This window comes from Streptomyces sp. NPDC093252 (genome assembly GCF_040683675.1).
Lineage (GTDB): Bacteria > Actinomycetota > Actinomycetes > Streptomycetales > Streptomycetaceae > Streptomyces.
Genome location: NZ_JBFBEM010000001.1, coordinates 40,769 through 59,724, shown reverse-complemented (window position 1 = coordinate 59,724; position 18,956 = coordinate 40,769). Strand labels below are relative to the sequence as shown.

At 71.0% G+C, this 18,956-nt stretch carries 15 protein-coding genes and 1 pseudogene; 9 read left to right on the top strand and 7 right to left on the bottom strand.

Going from position 1 to position 18,956, the window contains the following annotated elements:
- Positions 1-120: 120 nt before the first annotated feature.
- Positions 121-1,440, bottom strand: a complete 1,320-nt coding sequence (locus AB0O01_RS00215; protein ID WP_365309311.1) for a helix-turn-helix transcriptional regulator — start codon at positions 1,438-1,440, stop codon at positions 121-123.
- A 368-nt stretch (positions 1,441-1,808) separates the two neighbouring features.
- Here AB0O01_RS00215 and AB0O01_RS00210 point away from each other — a divergent pair, with 368 nt between their 5' ends.
- The 6 genes from AB0O01_RS00210 to AB0O01_RS00185 all read left to right on the top strand — a co-directional run bounded on the left by AB0O01_RS00210 (position 1,809) and on the right by AB0O01_RS00185 (position 8,722).
- The gene (locus AB0O01_RS00210; protein WP_365309309.1) at positions 1,809-2,978 is read left to right on the top strand and encodes a cytochrome P450; all 1,170 of its coding nucleotides are present in this window, start codon (positions 1,809-1,811) and stop codon (positions 2,976-2,978) included.
- A 65-nt stretch (positions 2,979-3,043) separates the two neighbouring features.
- Positions 3,044-4,450: a peptide ligase PGM1-related protein gene (locus tag AB0O01_RS00205; protein ID WP_365309307.1), complete on the top strand. Its 1,407-nt coding sequence runs from the start codon at positions 3,044-3,046 to the stop codon at positions 4,448-4,450.
- Positions 4,451-4,464: 14 nt separating this feature from the next.
- Complete coding sequence (locus tag AB0O01_RS00200; protein WP_365309306.1) at positions 4,465-5,427, top strand: aspartyl/asparaginyl beta-hydroxylase domain-containing protein; 963 nt, start codon at positions 4,465-4,467, stop codon at positions 5,425-5,427.
- Between the two features lie 34 nt (positions 5,428-5,461).
- Positions 5,462-6,613, top strand: a complete 1,152-nt coding sequence (locus AB0O01_RS00195; RefSeq protein ID WP_365309304.1) for a glycine amidinotransferase — start codon at positions 5,462-5,464, stop codon at positions 6,611-6,613.
- Complete coding sequence (locus AB0O01_RS00190; protein WP_365309302.1) at positions 6,610-7,926, top strand: ATP-grasp domain-containing protein; 1,317 nt, start codon at positions 6,610-6,612, stop codon at positions 7,924-7,926. Before AB0O01_RS00195 ends, AB0O01_RS00190 begins: the two co-directional genes overlap by 4 nt.
- Positions 7,916-8,722 (top strand): methyltransferase domain-containing protein, encoded by an 807-nt coding sequence (locus AB0O01_RS00185; RefSeq protein WP_365309300.1) that lies wholly within the window; start codon positions 7,916-7,918, stop codon positions 8,720-8,722. The genes AB0O01_RS00190 and AB0O01_RS00185 overlap by 11 nt, the downstream gene beginning before the upstream one ends.
- A 38-nt stretch (positions 8,723-8,760) precedes the next feature.
- Here the strand turns inward: AB0O01_RS00185 and AB0O01_RS00180 are convergent, their stop codons facing one another.
- Positions 8,761-9,747, bottom strand: coding sequence for an aminoglycoside phosphotransferase family protein (locus AB0O01_RS00180; RefSeq protein ID WP_365309298.1), 987 nt, complete (start codon positions 9,745-9,747; stop codon positions 8,761-8,763).
- A gap of 264 nt (positions 9,748-10,011) precedes the next feature.
- On the opposite strand from AB0O01_RS00180, the gene AB0O01_RS00175 reads away from it, so the two are divergent.
- Positions 10,012-10,479 carry a DUF4158 domain-containing protein gene (locus tag AB0O01_RS00175; RefSeq protein WP_365309296.1) on the top strand — a complete coding sequence of 156 codons (468 nt, stop codon included), beginning with the start codon at positions 10,012-10,014 and terminating at the stop codon, positions 10,477-10,479.
- Between the two features lie 39 nt (positions 10,480-10,518).
- Here the strand turns inward: AB0O01_RS00175 and AB0O01_RS00170 are convergent, their stop codons facing one another.
- Complete coding sequence (locus AB0O01_RS00170; RefSeq protein ID WP_365309294.1) at positions 10,519-11,655, bottom strand: hypothetical protein; 1,137 nt, start codon at positions 11,653-11,655, stop codon at positions 10,519-10,521.
- A gap of 522 nt (positions 11,656-12,177) precedes the next feature.
- The gene (locus AB0O01_RS00165; RefSeq protein WP_365309292.1) at positions 12,178-13,860 is read right to left on the bottom strand and encodes a hypothetical protein; all 1,683 of its coding nucleotides are present in this window, start codon (positions 13,858-13,860) and stop codon (positions 12,178-12,180) included.
- Between the two features lie 238 nt (positions 13,861-14,098).
- Here AB0O01_RS00165 and AB0O01_RS00160 point away from each other — a divergent pair, with 238 nt between their 5' ends.
- Positions 14,099-14,374, top strand: coding sequence for a hypothetical protein (locus AB0O01_RS00160; RefSeq protein WP_365309290.1), 276 nt, complete (start codon positions 14,099-14,101; stop codon positions 14,372-14,374).
- A gap of 178 nt (positions 14,375-14,552) precedes the next feature.
- On the opposite strand, the gene AB0O01_RS00155 is transcribed toward AB0O01_RS00160, so the two are convergent.
- From AB0O01_RS00155 to AB0O01_RS00145, 3 genes are read right to left on the bottom strand one after another with little or no spacing between them, the layout of a single operon-like run.
- Positions 14,553-14,894 (bottom strand): transcriptional regulator, encoded by a 342-nt coding sequence (locus AB0O01_RS00155; RefSeq protein WP_365309288.1) that lies wholly within the window; start codon positions 14,892-14,894, stop codon positions 14,553-14,555.
- A 48-nt stretch (positions 14,895-14,942) separates the two neighbouring features.
- Positions 14,943-16,595, bottom strand: coding sequence for a UvrD-helicase domain-containing protein (locus AB0O01_RS00150; RefSeq protein ID WP_365309285.1), 1,653 nt, complete (start codon positions 16,593-16,595; stop codon positions 14,943-14,945).
- Complete coding sequence (locus AB0O01_RS00145) at positions 16,595-18,520, bottom strand: hypothetical protein (RefSeq protein ID WP_365309283.1); 1,926 nt, start codon at positions 18,518-18,520, stop codon at positions 16,595-16,597. Before AB0O01_RS00145 ends, AB0O01_RS00150 begins: the two co-directional genes overlap by 1 nt.
- A 64-nt stretch (positions 18,521-18,584) precedes the next feature.
- Here AB0O01_RS00145 and AB0O01_RS00140 point away from each other — a divergent pair.
- Positions 18,585-18,908, top strand: a pseudogene (locus tag AB0O01_RS00140) (zinc-ribbon domain-containing protein); the annotation flags it as partial.
- Positions 18,909-18,956: the final 48 nt, after the last annotated feature.

The window sequence follows — 18,956 nt, the reverse complement described above, 5'->3', positions numbered from 1 at the left end:
CGGATCCGCCCTGGCATGGGTCCGGTGAGGTTCACGTGGTGAAGATCCTCAGTGTGCGGCGGGCGCGTTGGTGGCCCACCTGTTCGAGGTGCGCAAGCAGAGGCGGCCGGTGGCAGGGCTTCAACCGACGGCTCGGAGCCGTTCGAGGATTTCGCCGACACCGGCCGTGTGCGCGTATCGCGACAGCTCTGGTTCGAGGTCGCGCACCATCGTCACGCACCTGGGCGCGTCGATCCGGCTGGCTAGGTCGAGGGAACGGGTCGCGGTCGCCGCGGCAATCTCCGGTTCGCCGTCCCGGAGGTAGGTCTCGGCCTGGTAGGTCAGGAACACGGATTTGGTCTTGGAACGGGTGGCGGTCAGCAGATCGATGCCCTCGTCCATCAGCCGGTGGGCCTGACGGCGCTGGCCGAGATCCGCAAGACAACGGCCGCCGTCTGCTGCGAGGTCCGCGGTGGACATCCACGAGCACCAGGCGGGGGCCGGATCGTACGACGGGATGTCGAGCGCCTTCTCCGCGGCGGTGAGGGCCCGGCGGCACAGGCCGCCCTCGTCGAGGGCGGCGAGGGCGCGGGCCTCGCGCAGGTGGAGGAGGGACCGCGCGGTGGGGTGCTGGGTGCGGGGGATGGCGTGTTCGAGAATGTCGGCCGCGGCGCGGGCGTCCCCCAGCCACAGCAGTTGGTACGCGAGGTCGGAGAGGATGCCCGCGCCGAGGTCGCGCTGGTGGGCGGTGTGAGCGTTGTGGAGGGCGGCGTGCCAGAAGCGGCCGGCGGAGGCATGGCGGCGTTCGTCGAAGTGCTGCCAGGCGATGGCCTGCGAGAGAGAAGCGGCCAGGGTGTGCAGCCGCTGCCCGGCGGCGGGGGTGTAGCGGGACTCGCCGATGAACTCGGTGACGGTGGTGAGGTGCGCGTCGAGCAGATGGCGGGTGCGGCGCCTGCGTTCGGTGGCGAGGCGGATCAGCTCCGTCCCGGTGGCCTCCAGCCAGTCGAGCATCTCGCCGTCGACTTCGCCAGGTGCGGCGATGCGTGCGAACCGGCCGGGCTCGGTGACTGCCCACTGGTGGGCGAGAACGGCCAGTGAGCCGCTGGTGTACGCGATGAACGACCGGCGGTCCAGGGAGGACATCAGGGCCTCTCGGAGTGAGGGGACGGCCTTGAGCGGGCCCAGCGGCAGCGGTCTGTCCTGGCCCGGGAGCCAGTGGGGCCAGCCGAGATGGGCGACGGCCGCGTAGTCGATGCCGAGGACCTCGGCGATGAGCGGCTGGGACTCGTCCTCGTCGGGCTCGGCGCGGCCGGTCTCCCATTTGGAGACCCGTGACCCTCTGGTTCCCGAGCGCAGGCCACGACGCGCGGCGGCCTGCCGGATACGGCGGGCCAGCTCCTCCTGCGACCACCCCCGCTCGTTCCTGGCGTGCGCGAGGGGGTGGCGGATTTCGTCGTCCACCCGCCCATTGCACCACCCGCTCCGCGCCCGGGAGAGCTGTTCGGGGAGACCGGGGATAGGGCGGGGACAGGGATTTCCTCTGGGCACCGCAGCCGGTGCCCGCTGTACTCGTCGTGTTCCGCCCGGCACCCCGCGTGACCGGGCGGAGCGCGGCGACGACCGTTCCCTATGGCCTTGTCCCGCCCGACGGGCTGCGTCTGTCCCGTCCGTTGGGCGAGGGCAGGCGGGAGCCTTCGCCGCCGCCGTACGCCCGCCGTCACCGACGCACAGGGAGGTGCTGCCATGTCGTACGACCACTGAGCCCGAGAAGTCCGGGGCGGGCCCGTCCGATGAGGTGGGCCCGCCCTTCCCTCCCGGAAGGACTCGCGATGCCGTCTGTGACCGACCGCTACGACCCCTTGGACGCGGAGATTCTGCGCGACCCCTACCCGGTGCTGGCCGAACTGCGTGAGCACGCACCGGTGTTCTGGCACGCGGGCATGGACTCGTGGGCGCTGACCCGGTACGCGGACAGCGTTCGGGTGCTGCGCGACCACGAGACGTTCGCCCGCGATCCGCGGCGTACCGGGGGCACGGTGCCGGAGCCGTCCTTGAGCGTGCAGACGCTCGACCCTCCGCAGCAGAGCCAGGTCCGCTCCCCCTTCATGACCGCGCTGCACGCCCAGGACCTGGCCGGGGTCGAGGACCGTGCCCGCCTCCTGGTGGGCGAGCGGCTCGACCGGCTGGTCGGCAGGGGCCCGTTCGATGTGGTGTCCGAGATCGCGGTGCCGCTGTCCGTGGCGGTCGTCGCGGACCTGCTGGGTGTCGAGCCCCCGCCGTACGGGGAGTTCGCCGCGGTGTCGGACACGATCATGCGGAGCATGGACGGCGGCCTCAACCCCGCGCTCGTCGAGCCGGGCCGCGTCGCCCGCCAGCAGCTGAGCGACCTGGTCGACTCCTGGTTCGCGACCTCGGCCCGCCCCGGCCTGCTGGCCCGGGTACGGCAGGCCACGGCGCCCGGCTCCGACGCGCTGACCCGGCTGTACGTGAAGAACACGGCGCGGGTGATGTTCCAGGGCGGCTACAGCACGATGGCGGCCTCCGTCGGCAACGCCGTCCACACCCTCCTCACCCACCCGGGAACCCTCGACCGGATGCGGGACGGGGCGCTGCTGGCCACAGGGGTGGATGAGCTGGTGCGCTTCGACGGGCCGGTGCAGGGCACCACGCGCACGGCGGTGCGCTCCTGCCGGATCGGCGGCATCGACATCGAGCCGGGGCAGAAGGTCGTCCCGCTGTTCGCGGCGGCCAACCGTGACCCGGCCGCCTTCGTACGGGCGGACGAGCTGGTGCTGGACCGCACCCCGAACCGCCATCTCGGCTACGGGTGGGGGCCGCACTCCTGTATCGGGACGACCGTCGCCCAGGCGGGGCTGCGCGCTCTGGTCGCGGCCCTGAACAACCACCCGGCCCGGCTGGCCGCCGCCGGTGATGGCGTCCGGCGCCGGGCGGCGACCATGCGGGCCTTCGACACGCTGCCCGCCGCCCTCCTCCTCTGATCACGTCCCCGCACCGCGACGATCGGCGCGCGCTGCCCGACCGTCCATGTCTTCAGGAGTCCGCTGTGCGCATCCTCATCGGCAACCACATCGATCCGTCCATCCGCGAGCGCGGCGACATGCGGGCCTGGACACAGCGCCTGTTCTGGTTCGCCCGCCCCGGTGACCTGCTCATCCTGTGCTGCGAGCCGGACACGGCGTTCGTCGACTACGCCCTGGCCCACACCGGCGTGAAGCGCGAGGAGCTGACCGTTCTGGTCGCACCGGCCGGGGCATGGGGCGAGAGGCTGCTCGATCCCTCCTCCCTGACCGTGCCCGCGTTCGTGGAGCAGGTGCGCGCCGCGCTCGGCCCTGCCGGTGCCAGGACGGTGAGCGAGGTGTTCGCGCTGTGGCCGTCCGCCGCCGCGACGCGGCTCGCCGACGCCCTGGGCGTGGCCGACCGCTTCCCGGGCGCGGCCTTCTTCGAACAGGGCGGCGGGGAGATCGGAAACAACAAGGCGAACTTCCGGGCCCTGGCCGCAGCGGCCGGGGTGCCGATCCTGCCGGGCCGAGTCTGCCGCAGCCTCGCCGAAGCGACCGAAGCGACCGGCGCGCTGCTCAAGGACTCCGCGTCCGGGGCCGTTGTGGTCAAGCAGGCCCACAACGGGGCAGGGGTCGGCAACCAACTCCTCGTCCGCGAAAGGGAGATGGCTGTGGACCACGTCGGCGCCCGACACCTGCACCACCTGGCCCCGGGCCCCGACGGCATCGCCGCGTACTGGTCCGAGCGGTGGCCGTGGGCGAGCGGGGAAGGCCGCTGGCCGGTCGTCATCGAGGAGTTCGCGCCAGACGCGGATGCCGTGTACTCCGAGCACTACGCCGCAGACGAGGGCACCCGGGCCACCGAGACGGGCCGCCTGCTGTACGTCGGGCGGCGCCTGAGCCACCAAATCGTACCGCTGGACGGCGTCACCAAGCCGGTGCGGGCGGCGCTGCTGGACGGCGGCACCCGGCTGGCCGAGGCGTACCGGGCGTTCGGCTACCGCGGGCACCTGAGCGCGGACGCTCTCGTCCTGCCCGACGGGGCTGTGGTGTTCACCGAGGTCAACGCACAGGTCTCCGGGTCGTTGCACATCTACCAGTCGATCGCCCACGGCATCGTCGGCGTCGCCGCCGAACCGGCCCGGCAGGTGGTCGAGTACCACGTCCCGCCCACCTGGGCAGTGCCCTCGTTCGCCGCCTTCCTGGCCGCGCTCGACGAGCTGGGCCTGGCGTACGACCCGGCCACCCGGACCGGCGTGATCGTGTCGATGCCCGCCATCCCCCTCGCCCCCGGGGAACCGGTGCAGTTCGTGTTCTGCCTCGCCTACGACCCGGCCGAAGGCCACGCGACCGTGTTCGACCGCCTCGACGCGCGGTTCGCGGCCGTGCCCGCCGGCACCTACGACGCCAGCGAGCACATCGCCACCGGCGCCGCGTCCTTCTCCTCCTGACCAGGAGCTCACCCATGACCACCACCTCGCCCACCGAGGCCGCCCAGCTCTCCCCCGTCTTCGACGCGGACAAGCTCGCGGCCGAACTCGCGGCCGTCACCGCCCACACCTGGAACGTGCAGCGCACCCACACCCACGGCGGGCAGGTCGGCCTGCCCGCCGCAATCGACTGGCGGGTCCTGCCCCTGCGCAGCCTCGGCGGCGATCCGGAACGCACCGACCCGGGCGGCCCCGGACCGCAGCCGTTCGCGCCGACGCACTGGCTCGACCAACTGCCCTACCTCAGGGAGATCCTGGACTCGGTCCCGGCCCCGCTGAACGCGGTACGGCTGATGGCGCTGGGACCCGGCGCCGTCTCGGACCCGCACCGCGACCCCAAGTACCGGCTGGACCGGGGCATCGTGCGCCTGCACATCCCCGTGGTCACCGACCCGGGCGCCGTGCTCGTCCTGGACGGGGTCGAACACTGCTGGCAGCCGGGCACCTGCTGGTACGGCGACTTCTCCCGCGAGCACCTGGTGCGCAACACCAGTACGACGGTGACCCGGGTCCACGTCGTGATCGACGCCCTGCTCACCGCCGATCTCGCGGGCTGGTTCCCGGACTCCTGGCAGGACCTCCTCACCCACGGCGAGGTCCTGTTCAACCGCACCGGCCAGGCCGCGGTTCCCGCCTGGCCCGGCGGGCTGCCGTACGAGGCACTGCTGCCGTCCGGGTTCGCGGACTTCGACTCACCCGCCCCGCTGGACGGCTCCCTCATCCCCGCCCGCATCGACCACGCCGACGCCGTCCTCGCCCTGACGGTCGCCGGGCGCACCTTCGCGCTCGCCCCGGTCGACGGCACCGGGGAGTTCCGGTTCTCCGGCTGGAGCGAGCAGCGCACCCTCCAGCCGGACAGCGGCGGTCTGACCTTGCGGGTCCGCCGTGGCCGCGCGCTCGCCGACCGGCACGTGACCGCCGCGCCCCGCGCCTCCTGACCAGCCCCGCAGACCCGAGAGAAGAGGAACGCCCATGCCCCGCCTGAACAGTCACGACGACTTCACCCCGCTCAAGGAGGTCGTCGTCGGGTCCGCCGCCAACTACCTGTCCCACGAGCGCGACGTCAGCTTCGAGCTGTTCCACCACGAGAACCTGAGCGGCTTCCGCTCCGACTGGGCCTATCCGCGCCTGACCCGGGCGGCGGCCGGCCACAGGGAGAGCTGGACCATCAAGGAGCGGTACACCGAGGAACTGCACGAGGACGTGGAGGCCCTGGCCGCCGTCCTCGCCGGGCTCGGGGCCGTCGTGCACCGGCCGCTGCCCCTGCCGGCGGACGCGGCCCCGATCGCGGGCCTGGGCTGGGAGGCCGCCCCGACCCCGGCACTGAACATCCGCGACAACACGCTGATCCTCGGCGACGAGATCATCGAGACGCCGCCCGCGATCCGCTCCCGCTACCTGGAGACCCGCCTGCTCGCACCCGTCTTCACCGCCTACTGGGAGGCCGGGGCACGGTGGACAACGATGCCCCGCCCCACGCTCACCGACAACAGCTTCGACCTCTCCTACGCGCGGGACACCGCGACCACCCTGGGCGGGCCGACCGAGGCCGTCGACGACCCGCAGCCGAGCGCGTACGACGTCGGCGTGGAGATGATGCTGGACGGCGCGCAGGTGCTGCGGCTGGGCCGCGACCTGGTCGTCAACGTCGCGCAGCACAACCACGCGCGGGGCGCCGAGTGGCTGGAGAGGCACCTCGGCCACACCTACCGCGTCCACCGGGTGTGGCGGATGGCGGACAACCACATCGACAGCATGATCCTCGCCCTGAAGCCGGGGGTGTTCCTGGCCCGGCACGACGGCATCCGGGACCTGATGCCCGAGCCGCTGCGCTCGTGGCACTACATCGTGCCGCCGGAGCCCGACGCGGGCGCGTTCCCGGTCTACGACGACTACGAGGAACTGGTCCTCACCAGCCCGTACATCGACCTCAACGTCCTGTCCGTCGACGAGAACACCGTGCTGGTCAACGAGGACTGCACCGGCCTGCTCAAGACCCTCGACGCGGCGGGCTTCACCACCGTCCCGGTACGCCACCGCCACCGGAGGCTGTTCGGCGGCGGCTTCCACTGCTTCACCCTCGACACGGTCCGCGAGGGCGCCCGCGAGGACTATCTGTCGTGAGAGCGGCCCGCGTCCTGTTGCTGGAGGCGGCCGGCCCAGAGTCCGGCGCGATCGCCCGGACCGCCGCCGCCTCCGGCTACCAGGTCCACGCCGCCACCGATCCCGCCACCCACTCCGCCTACGGCACCGACCTCCGACAGATCCTGTCCGGCTGTCTGACGAGCGATTTCTCCCAACCTGACCGCGCCCTCCAGGACATCGTCGGCTACGCCCGCCGGATCGGCGCCGACGGGGTACTCACCGCCAACGAGTACCTCACACCGCTGCTCGCGCAGGTATGCGCCGACCTCGGCCTGCCGGGCAACGACCCGGACCGTGCGACCGCGGCCCGTGACAAGGCCGCCATGAGCGAGGTGTTCGCCCTCCACGGCATTACCGCCCCCCGCACCCGCGTCCTCGGCAGTGAGGACGAACTACGCCTGCTCCGTGCCACTGGGAAGATCCGCCTCCCGTGCGTCATCAAGCCCGCCGACGGCGCGGGCTCCGCCGGCGTCACCGTCGTCACCAACCCCGACCGTGCGGCCGACGCCTGGCGGGCGGCGGCCCGCTCCCCACGTGGCATGTACGGCCTGCCGCCCGACCCGCGCGTCCTGGTCCAGGACTACGTCGAAGGCACCGAGTACAGCGTCGAATCGATCACACAGCACGGGACGACCACGCACCTGTGCGCCACCCGGAAGACCATCACCCCGGGCGCCCACCGGGTCGAAGTCGGTCACAGCCTGCCCGCCGCCCTGCCACCGGGCGCCGAGCGGGCCGTGCACCAGGAGGTGGAACAGGCGATCGCCGCCGTGGGCATCCGCAACGGCGCCGCGCACACCGAGATCATTGTCGACAGGGAAGGGCGGTGCTCGGTCGTCGAGATCGGGGCCCGCCTCGGTGCCGGGCACATCGGCATTCTCCTGCGGCACGCACTGGGAATCGACCCGTGGACGGTACTCCTGGACACTGCCCTCGGCCGCCCCGCGCACCTCACCCCGGCCCGCCGCGCCTACGCGAGCATACGGTTCCTGACCAGTCCTCACGCCGGCCGCCTGGCCACGGTGACCGGCCTGCCCAAGGAGGGCCCCGGGGTGCCCGCCGTCCACCTGCGCACGGCCGTCGGCCAGACCGTAGAACCAGCACAGGCCAACCGCGGGCGCCTCGGCCACTTCATCGTCACCGGTCCCGATCCCGCCGCCGTCGAGCGCCAGGCCGAGCAGATCCTCGCCCGGATCAGCGTCGTGGTCGACTCCGATACCCCGGCGCACCGCGCCGGATCACCCGCCGCCCCCGGGCCGGGCCCGCAAAGAGAGGCAACCCATGCACCGTGAGCCGAGCACCCCCCACATCAGGCAAGAGGACCCGGCGGCGATCCTGCCGGGCGATTTCGACGCGCTGTTCCACGGCGAAGCCCGTACCGGAAGCTTCAGCCGGGTCGCCCGGACCGTCGACCCGGCGCTGCCGCCGGAGGCCGAACCGTTCTCCTTCCTCTGCGCCGATCTGCTGCACCACATCGGAACCGAACTGGCCCTGGAGGAAGGTGAGGTACTGGCCGATCTCGGATGCGGGCGCGGCGGCCCCGGTCTGTGGCTGGCCCGAGCGGCACACGCCGACCTGGTCGGTATCGACTTCTCGCCGGTCGCGGTGGACCAGGCACGGCAGCGGGCCGCCGCCTACGAGATGAACAGCACGGCGCATTTCGTGGTGAACGACCTGACCACCACCGGGCTTCCCCACGCGAGCGTGGCGGCGGCCGTCTCCATCGACGCTCTCCAGTACGCCGGCGACCGCGCCGCAGCGGCCCGGGAGGCCCGCCGGATTCTCCGCCCGGGCGGACGTCTCGTCGTCACTGGCTGGCACCCGCTCAGCCCCGGCGACCCACGACTGCCCGAACGCCACCGCCACAGCGACTGGCCCGCGGTGCTGCATGCCGCCGGGTTCACCGCCGTGCACTGCCACGCCCGTCCGGCCTGGAGCGACACCTACCAGAACATCTACCGCGTCGCGCTCCAACTCGGCGACCCGGGCCCGGACACCACGCTCGCCGGACTGCAAAGCGAAGCCCGCAGGCGCCTGCCCACCGCCCACCTCCTGCGCAGGGCCGCCGTCACCGCCGTATCCGGCTGAAACCATCAACCGGCCGGGCGCACCAGCGGCGGGGGACGTCAGCCCAGGTCGGCCAGAACGGCGGCCACGGCGCCGTAGGTGTTCTCCACCCCCGCAGCGTTGCGCAGCCGGTGGCGCTCCAGCCGGACGGCGCCAAGGTGGCGGACCTCGTAGACCAGCGAACGCCAGACGGCGGCTGGAGAGCGATCCCGGTCCCCGTAGGTCTCCCAGAACGCCACGCGCTCGTCCTGCTTCGCCAGCGCCATGCGGATCGTCCAGTCCGCGGCCGGGTCCCCGAACCAGGTGCGGTCCATGTCGAACACCCCGGTGATCGTGGGCTCCGCGGCCCCGGCGTCGAGCATCACGTTGACCGTCCACAGGTCCCCGGTCAGCAGCCCCGGTTCGGTGACCTCGTCGAGCACCGCACGCTCGTGCGCGGCCACCGCGGCGACCTTCCGCACGTCGGCCGCATCCAGGCCGACCCCGTCCAGGTCGGCGGCGATCTCCTCCAGCGACGTGATCACCGCCTCGCTCCATGTCCCGTGCCCCAGGCCGCCGACGGGCCCGAAATGCGGGCCCCGCACGTCGTGCACGGAGCGGGCGACGGCGCCCATCTGCCGGAAGAACGACGGCCACGCCGTGCGCGGATACGTCCCCAGATGCTCCGGAGCCGGGACACCGTCCAGGTGGGTCTGGATCATCCAGTCCCGGCCGATCACCTCGTGCGACCAGTCCACAGCGAGGACCTGCGGCATCAGCGGCGCGATCACCGCCAGCCACGGCACGCTGCCGTACTCGTTGCGCATCAGGTGGCGCTCGCTGCGGAACTGGCGGGCCTCTTCCGGCGCGACCCGCAGGATCACCGGCCGGTCCCGCCCGGCCAGGGCCACGCGGTACACGTTGTTGTACATCCCCGTGCCCAGCTCGACGGCGGACACCGGGGCGGCGGTGTTCCCGAAGGCCCGTCGGCAGACCTTCCCGATCTCCTGCGCGGTCAGTGACCGCTGGAACGCCTCCGAGGCGCGCTCAACCGGCTGGAAGTCCATGCCGCCAGGATGCCCCGCCCGACGGCCGTTCGTCACATCCATCGCATACAGAGGTACGGCGGAAACACATCCGTCCTGACACGGCCCCGGCCCAGGGCCCGCACGCGCCAGGCTCCCGGGCAGGAGCCTGGCAGTCCAGCCGCGCTTCTACCAGGCCCGCCCGCCGCGCCGGAGCACTTCGCCGATACCGCGTCCGCCGAACATCTGCACTTCTACTGTCCAGCCCGACAGGTGATCACGTGGGCGTGCAGAAGGGGCCGGGCAGTGGGGCGGGATCTGGGTCTGGCCGGGGTGGTGGACCACTTCACCCTGTCCAGCGACGAAGCGGGCTGGTTACGGAACAAGACCGGGGCGACAAGGCTGGGCTTCGCCGTTCAGCTCAAGTTTTTGACCTGGCGCGGCCGGTTTCCCCGGATGCGCCTGGAGCTGCCGCCCGACGCGGTCGAGCAAGCCGCCAAGCAGGTGGGCGTTGCCGCGTCCGAGCTGGGGTTCTACGACTTCACCTTGCGCGCCGCGAAGCGGCACCGCAGCGAGCTGCGGGATCTGACCGGCTGGCACGAGTGCACCAGGACCGACCTGGTCAAGCTCGTCTCGCACCTGGTGGACGTGACGCGCCTCTGCTCGGCCGGTGCCGAAGCGGGCAGCTCGGTAGCGGCCATCCACCCCGAGCCCCGGATGCCGCTGACAGTCCTCCGCCTGCCAGCCATGTCCCGGACGACCGCGCGGACGTGAAGGCCGCGCCCCGCTCGCCCGCGTCGGGCCGCTCTGAGGTCACAGGGCCGGCTTCTGATGCCGGGCGAGGAGTTCGGTGAAGAAGTCCGTCAGAACGTGTTCACTGCCCGGGCCGGTCAGCTCCCAGCCGCCGAAGCGGTAGATCTCGTATCCGGCCAGCCTCAGCCGACGGTCCTCAGCGACCATCTCCGCATACAGCCGCGGCACGGCGGTATGAGTAATCCGCCCCTGCTCGTCGGGTGGGTTGGGGCGGCCGTAGTGCTGCACCCCGTCGACCTCGATGACGATCCGCGAGCGGTCCGGCGCCAGGAGCAGGAAGTCCATCCGCTGCCGGAACAGCACCCCGGACTGCTTTCCGCTCCTGCGCGTGTAGGGGTCGTAGTGGAGGTAGACCTGGGGGATCAGCGCGGGCAGGTCGAAACCGCCTTCCTCCGCGTAACGGGCGCAGTAGGTCCGCATCACCAGCTGCTCGGGTACGGAGTCCAGCGACCGGTACAGGCGCCGGTACAGGCTCTCCGCCGCAATCTTCTCGTCCGCCCCCGGCTGGTGGTTTTCCATCCACCAGTCGACCATCTGCCGCCAGGTCAGCCCGTGCGGCGGCAGGGGATCGGTGAACACCAGACAGACGTCGGCGTGGCGGACGATCTCCACGTCGTTGTTCACGGCGTCCCGCAGCACGAGCTGCGGCTTCGCCCCGTCGGCGGCGAAGATCAGATTCTTGAAGCTGCCCGACGGCCCCTTGGTGAAACGGCGCTCGTACTCCAGCTCCTGCAGCTCTTCCAGCGCGTCCCTCGTCGGTTCGAGGATCTGCTCGATGCAATCCCGGCGCGCCTGCCAGCTGCCGCGCATGTCGTTGTCGCGCCAGTAGGTGCCGAAGCCGCGCGGCCCGTCAAAGGTCCGAAACGGCCACGTCGGGGGCTTGAGGGCGAGGCGCTCCAGGACGGCGCGGTGCGCCTTTATGACCAGGGGCACGTTCTCGTCGTCCAGATGCCTGCCCTGGCCGTCGGTCCCGTGGGAGACGAAGTCGTGGTGCAGGAGCCGGGTGAGTGCGATCGCCACGTCCAGGTCGGTGCGGTCGGCCGGCGGACCGAACCTCAGGGACTCGACCAGCCCGACGTCGAGCACCCAGGCCTCTCCCCACCCGTCGCCGCCGCTGAAGAACGCCGTCAGCTCCACGCCCACCTCCGTTGTGATCCTCCAGGACATCGTCGGCCGTCGGCAACGCGGCCACCAGAGGCCGTACGCCCAAGGCGCTGTCGTCGCCTTTCTCGCCGCCGTGCGTGCCCGTGCGCGGTGGACGGTCTGGCAGAAGCAGCCGCTCGCGGCCGGTCCCGTTTGTTGCTGGCCTCCACGCCCGGCACCCGCGCGGCCGCGAGCAGTTGTCCGATCTCCCGCCCGGTCAGCCCGTGCGTGGTGTCGCCGAGCAAACCTGCGACCGCCGTGACGACCGGCACGGGCCAGGGCTCGTAGGTACGTGCTGCCATGTCTTCTCTGCTTCCCCTCGCCCCATGGCGAACCGGCCAGCACGACACGAGCGCAGGGAAGGCGACTGCCCAACTGCGTCGCCCGCCCCCGCGACCCACAGCCACGTGCCCTGTGGTCAGCTGCTCCACAGGCGATCGACCCGTCCTGCGTGGGCGGCATCCGCGAATGCGCTGAACACCGGAACACCATGCCGAGGCGGGCTTGCCGCATCGGTTACCGGGGCTCGGGGAAGCCGGGCAGCTCCAGGGGTACGGGAGTCGCCTCGGGTCCGGTGACGGAGCGCTGGAGCAGCAGCCGGAACCGCTGTCCGTCGGTGGGCCGTATGGAGACCACGGCTCCGTCGCCGCGCCCGGCTCCGAGAGCTGCCAGGGCCTTGCCGCCGCTGTCCGGCTCGGCGGTGGCCCGGGGGTGGAAGACAAGCACCGGGCCCAGCTCCAGGCGCCGTCCGGCGAACGGGACGGTGAATGCGCCGCACGGCAGCCGCACGGGATGCGGCTCGCCGCTGAGCAGAGCACGTACGACGGGGGAGTCGCGACCGTTGAGAGTGATACGCGCCCGCGGCAGAAAGGGAGAGACCACGCAGTGCCCGTCAACGAGGAGACGCGCGATGCGCAAGAAGATCCGTTCTTCCGGTGTGCACTCATCGGGCAAGGCGAAGTACTGCTCGCAGTGACGCTGCACCACCTCCAGGTCCTCGAGATAGAGCTGTAGCTGTGCGGCCTCCCGGCGCACCGCCTCGGGCGAGGGCGGCACCTCGCCGCCTCCGACAGCACCTTCGCCCGTACGGACTTCGAAGGCACCGCCGGCCGCGATACGCCGGTGGATGTGCAGCACCCGCAAGGCAGCAGCTGGCTCCAGCCCCTCCAGCGAGAACGTGAACTTCATGGACGCCGCGACCTTGGGGTTGTCGGGCTGCAGCAACTGCAGTCGGCCGCCCGCCAGTTCCATACGCACGGACCGGCCCGCGCTGCCGCGCCCCAGGTGCTTCAGAGTGCCGGGGTAGGACGCGGTGACCCGCTCGGCGTCCAGAAACACCAGTTCCGCGTCCATCCCGGCTGGCAAGGTTGCCTGCGCCGGATGCCACCGCACCTCGACATCCTGATGCTCCCGGGCCAGGAACCAAGGCCCGGTGACCGTCATCTTCTCCACCGCCCCGCGCGGCAGCACCACCCTCTCGTCCAGCCCGTACCCCAGGCTGCGCCGCACCGCCTCAGCCTGCTCCGGCGCCAGGGGCCCGATCCCGGTTAGCGTGATCACGATGGGAGAGACCTCGTGGGCCCTAGGGTGCTTGCCGCGCAGCATGTGCACCACCATGTCGCCCTCCCGGGCGAAGTCCACGGTCCAGTGGTCGTCCAGCCTGTCGACCTGCCCGCCCAGCGCCTTCACCCGGGCGCTCACATCGCCGATGCCGTCCATCAGCAGGGCACGTTCCTGCCCGTACACCCTCGCCGCCTCCAACAGCTGGTCCCGGGTGAACGACGCCTCCACGTCCGCGTGCACCGACAGCAGATCATCCAGCTTCGCCCGGTCCCACACCTCCACCTGCACCGCCTGTCCGGCCCTCAGCGAGAGCACGAAATCCCGCTCCGCGGCTGTCAGCACGCAGGGCACTACCAGCACCCACTCCTGCGGCCCTTGCCGCATGGCCCGGGCGAACGACTCCCTGATCGACTTGCGCCGACCCTTGAACGATCCGGTCGGAAACCCGTCCGGGTAATACTTCAGCTGGAAGACCCGCACCCGGGAACCATCGATGACCTTGATGTCGATTCCGTCGTCCCCGCCCCGCCCGTTGACCACCTCGACTCGCGCTGAGGCCTCGTACACACGGTGCACCACGGCCTCGACGATCCGGTCGAACCCCAGCTGTCCGACGCGCTCCCACTCAACAGCCACAATCGCCCCCTGACGCGCAAGACAGCACCGGGTCGATGATTCCACCCGGCACTGACAGACCGGGCCCGCCGTTTTCCGCTGGTCTGTCACCGCAGAGCAGCGCGCCCGGCCGCGGTGCGCAGCCGGGCCACTCGCACGAGCCGCATTCTCCGGCAGGATGTGCCTCAGGGGCGCCGGAATCACGGCCGAGCCCGCCCTGCACATTGGGTCGGGGCAACCATCAGGGGAGGGAGCGCAGATGGATGTGGGCTCGGTGTTCGGCAACATGGGCCGGGTTGCGGCCGGGGTTGGCCGGTTCCTGTGGGAGGTGATGACCGCGCCGACCACGGGCACGGAGGATGACGCCCGGGACGAGATCGGCAGACTTGCGCAGAAAATCGAGGACGAGGTACCGGAGGAACTGCGGGACCGGGCGTGGGGTCTGGTCCTGACGGCGCTGTACGACGTGCCGCGGGAGATCGAGCAACTGGTGCAGGAACACCAAGGGCCGGACGACGAGGAGCCGCCGATGTGAGGTCGCACCGTTGTTGCGGTGACTGCATGCTGGTGACCTTCGGTGCCGCAGATGGATTGCGACGGGTTCTGGAGCCTGCTCGGCCCGTTTGACCTGCGGTCCTGCAGGTTGGGTGAGAGTGTCGCAGTTCTGGTGAGAACGCCTGTTGCGGGGTACTGGGGGAGTGGTCGGAAGATGATCATGGACGCAGTTCGTGGAATGCCTCCTCCCGGACATCCTTGATGGCTCTGCAAATTAGCTTGTGGAGCACTGGCCGAAGCTCAAGCAGAATGCCTCTGTTGAGGAAACGGCATAGGTCGTCACGCATGCCTTCGGCGAGCACTGTTCTGTACAAGCTCATGCGCTGCCGTGGCAGGCCCAGATCGAGGGTGCGCAGCCCTGACCACGCGATGTGCAGCGGCAGCTCCACCAACCCGTGCTCGGGTCCAGTCAGCTCGTTGAGGCTGGAGGGCAGACGTCGCTTGTACCTCGCTCGCAGCAACGCTGCGATGGAGCTGGGTTCGTCGTGCACGGCGTCCATCTTCCTCGGTGCGCCAGCCAGTGTGCTGAGCTCGTTGGCTGGGGAGGGCTACTCCAGGGCGGCGATGAGGGGCGCCCACAAGGCATGGGAGCGTTCGGGAACGACGAGGTGGGCTGTGTGGCGGGCGCGGGTCATGACGACGTAGAGCAGTCGTGAGCCGCTGGGGAAGGGTTCGCCTTCGGGGCCGTACCACTCGCCGTCCGCGAGCAGCAGGATGGTGGTGTCGGCTTCGCGTCCCTTGGTCTGGTGGAGGTTCATCACCTGCACCGGCTGCGGGCGTGGCCGGGTGTCGCCCACCAGGGTCTCGTCGCGGGCGCGGTGGAGTTCCTCAGCCACCGCCATGATGCTCTGGTCTTCCTTGAGTAGGCGCAGTGCGCGGCGAGTGGTGGGGGCGGCCTGGAGCCAGGCCTCCTGGCCGAGGAAGGTTCCGATACGTGCGTAGGCGCCGGTAACGATCTCGGCCAGGCGGTCGATGTCGGCGTTTGGGCCGCATCCCGCCGAGCACAGATCCTGCGCGAGCGCCCGCAAGGCACGCTGCAGCGCGGGGTTGGACTGGTCCAGCATCTGCCGTGCGAGAGGAGGAAGCCCGCGGCCACGCAGGCAAGCGGTGACGAACACGGCCAGCGTCCGCCGGACCTGGACACCCATTTGCCCGAGCGCGAACTGGACGAGGGCGAGCTGGGCGGAGAGTGCCTCTGCGTGGGCCTCGGTGAAACCGACCTGCTCGTGGACCAGGCCGGCCGCGGTCAAGGCGTCGGACAGATAGGTGGTGGCGATGTTGGTGTGGGTGAAGATGCTGACGGTGTGCTTCTTCTGGCGGGCGGCCCGGGCGAGTTCGATGACCTGCGCGTAGCCGGTGTCGTCCGTGATCCGTGTGACGGTGAGGCGTCCCTGCTGGGCGGCCGTGCGGAGAGCGGGGTCGGTGAAGCGGCGCTGGCGCGCGGCCTCCGCGGCGGCGGGCAGCACACCGGAGGGGTCACGGTAGCTGGCTGCCTGCAGGTCGATCCGGCGGGCACCGGGCAGCGCCATGGCATCCGCGATCCGGGCTGCGGGATTCACGCCGGGCTTGAACGCGCCCACGTAGATGCTCTGGTTGACGTCGCCCAGCAGGATGCGACGCGCCTTGGGGGCGATCTGCTGCAGGAAGGCCCACTCGGTGGCGTCGGTGTCCTGGAACTCGTCGCAGATGACGAGGGTGTAGCGCCCGGCGTAGTGGTCGCGGACCTTGTTAAGGGCCAGCAGCCGGCAGGCGGCTGGCATCAGCTGGTTGTACGTCAGCCCGGGAGGGGCCCCGGGCACGGTCTGGTTGGCCTGGCTGAGCACGCTCTGCGGAGGCGGAAAGCCGTGGTGCGCACCGAAACCGGCGATGACCCTCCAAGCGAAGCCGTGGAAGGTCATCACCTCCAACCGTGGCCGCAGCTCTCCGATGACGTCCGCGGCCCGGTCGATGATCTGGGCGACGGCTGTACGCGAGAAGGAAAGGAACAACACCCTTGTCGCAGCGGGCAGCCGGGTGCGCTGTCCGCGCCGGGCCGCTTTCTGCCGCACCCGCAGCAGTTCCTCGTCCGCCGCTTCCAGGTGCGCACGGGCGGCGGCTACCGCAGTCGTGGTCTTGCCCGTGCCGGCGCCACCGCTGACCAGCAGCACCCGTGCGGCGCTCTCGATCACCGCGCGCTGGTCAGCACGTGCCTGATAGGCCATCAGGCGCCTTCCGGTCGGGACACGGCGGGCACGTCGATCAGTTGCGGCCCGCTGTAGGAGGGGTCGGCAGCCAGTTGCACCAGGGCCAGCGTCATGGAGATCACTGGTGGGTGTGGTGCGTTGGGTTCGGCATAGAGGGCTTCCAGGAACTGTTCGTGCAGGTTCTGTCTGTGGATCACCTTGCACAGGTTGGTCACCGCGGCCTCGGTGAGCTGGCCGGCCATGGGGTCGGGGATGTCGTACTCGGTGAGCGTGGCGCTGGCGTCGGCGAGGGTCTGCAGCGGGAGGCCGTCGCCCATGGCTCGCTCGATGGCGCCGGGCGGCAGCCGGACCACTGCATCGCAGGCGGCCTGGATTTTGGCGAGCTCGTCGCTGGTCTGGGCGCTGTCCTTGTCGCGGTCGATCACCGCCAGTACGCGGAAGCCCAACTGGCGTGCCAGGTTGGCGACGCGGGGAATCTGGCCGATGCCCCCCTCGCCTCCGGTGCCGGAGGCGACCAGCCGCACCCCGTGGGCGGACAGGGGGAGGGAGGAGGGCGGCTTGCGGCGGTCAACCATGCTCAGCACGGCCACGTCGTGCGGGCCCTCGGTGATGGCGACCGTGGGCACGGTCAGCGCGGCCAGCAGCTGGGTGTGCCACTGCCGCATCGCGACCAGTGCTTTGCGGTCCATGATCCTGGTCAGCTGGTGGTGGGAGCGGACGCCGCCGTGGCGCACCAGCCGGATGACCTCGGTGGGCTCGAAGGCCCGGGCGGCCTCCGGCCGCCGGGTGGACAGCCACACCTGCCCGGAGCGGGCGCGCAGCAGGGCCGCCAGATGCTCGGTGGCCGGAGCATCCAGCTGGTCACCGAAGTCGTCGGCCAGCACCACCGCGCCGGGCACGGTGGCCAGCAGCATCGCCTCGGCCATCGACAACACCGCGCTGACCGTGCTGCCGTGCTGGGCCAGCCCGAGCATGCCGCCCGCGTCCAGATGCAGTGCCGCGCGCAGGGTCCGCAGCAGTGCGGCCACTGACCCGTCCTCGGTGCGGAAGCCGACCTGCTCCGCGGTGAGCGGGGCATCGCCGATCCGTTCCCCTGTCCCGCCGACCGCGAGGACCGCGTTGACGGCCTCAGCCACGGCCGGGTCGGCCGACAGCGCCGACACGGCCTCTGCGACAGCCTGGGCCAACGCATCAAACGCCGCGGCACCGGCCTTGGCGTCCCGTTCGTCGAGGATGCGCCGCAAGCCGGCACCCGCACGCAACTGCAGGGGCTGGCCGGCATCGAGGGTGACCACCGGCAGCATCCGCCGGGTGGCGGCCGGAACCCGGGAGTACTGGCCGAGCGCCGGGTTGCTGCGCGCCGGGAAGTACACCACCGACTCCAGCGTCTCGGTTTCCTCGTCATAGCTCAGGCGATAGGCCAGCCGTGCGCACAGCGGAGCATCCGCAGACGCATCAGGATCCTCACTCGCGCACCCGGAGTCCTCCAACGGCTCCAGGACCCCATCGAGCAACTGCTGCACATCGGGATCGAAATCGGTCAGCGTCACCTCGACCTGGGCGGCCTCCACCCGCTGCAGCACCGCAGAGGGAGCCTGCGGCGCCGCGCCGTTGTCGCCGGACGCGCCCTCTTCCGCCGCATCGCCTGGGCCGACGACATCGGCGGCTGGGGCTTCCACGACCGCTTCCGCCTGTCCCTCGGCCACGTCATCGCCCGCTTCAGCCGGCGCAGCGTCAGCGCCATCGGGGATGACCGGGCGCTGATGCAGATCGGACAGGGCGGCGCCACGCCCGGCATCCGGATTCAGGACCCGGGCAAGGGCGGTGATCAGGTCGGTGCGTCCGGCGCGGGGGACCCCCGCTACCAACACATGGCTGCCGGGACGTACATCAAGGTGTCCCCAACCTCTGAAGCCGTCAATCAGCACCCGTGTTGCACGCACACAGGCATCTATAACACGGCATGTACCTGCAGTCTTCCCATTGCACGGAATCACCCGGACACGAATGCGCTTCCCTGGCGCGAGACCTGGCTCTCGAGCGTTGCTGTGGGGTACCCGGCAGCACAAGCCCGAGCCGATGGGCGGCTGTTGTCAGCGGCGGCTGTCAGGATCTGCCTTCATGGGTAAACGGCGAAGTGCTGCCGAGGTGGCTGCAGTGCGGGCTCGGCTGAAGGCCGAGTTCGTGTCCAACCTGTCCAGCCCGGGTATGGCACTGGAAGACATGCGACTGTCTTCCACGGACCGGTGCCAGTGGCGCTGCTCGGCAGAGGGATGTGGTCACCAGTGGCCCGCCCGGTTGCAGTTCCGCACCCGTACCGAACCCTCAGGATGCCCTCAGTGTTGGAAGCGCCGCAACCGGGCTCCCGGCCCGGGAGAA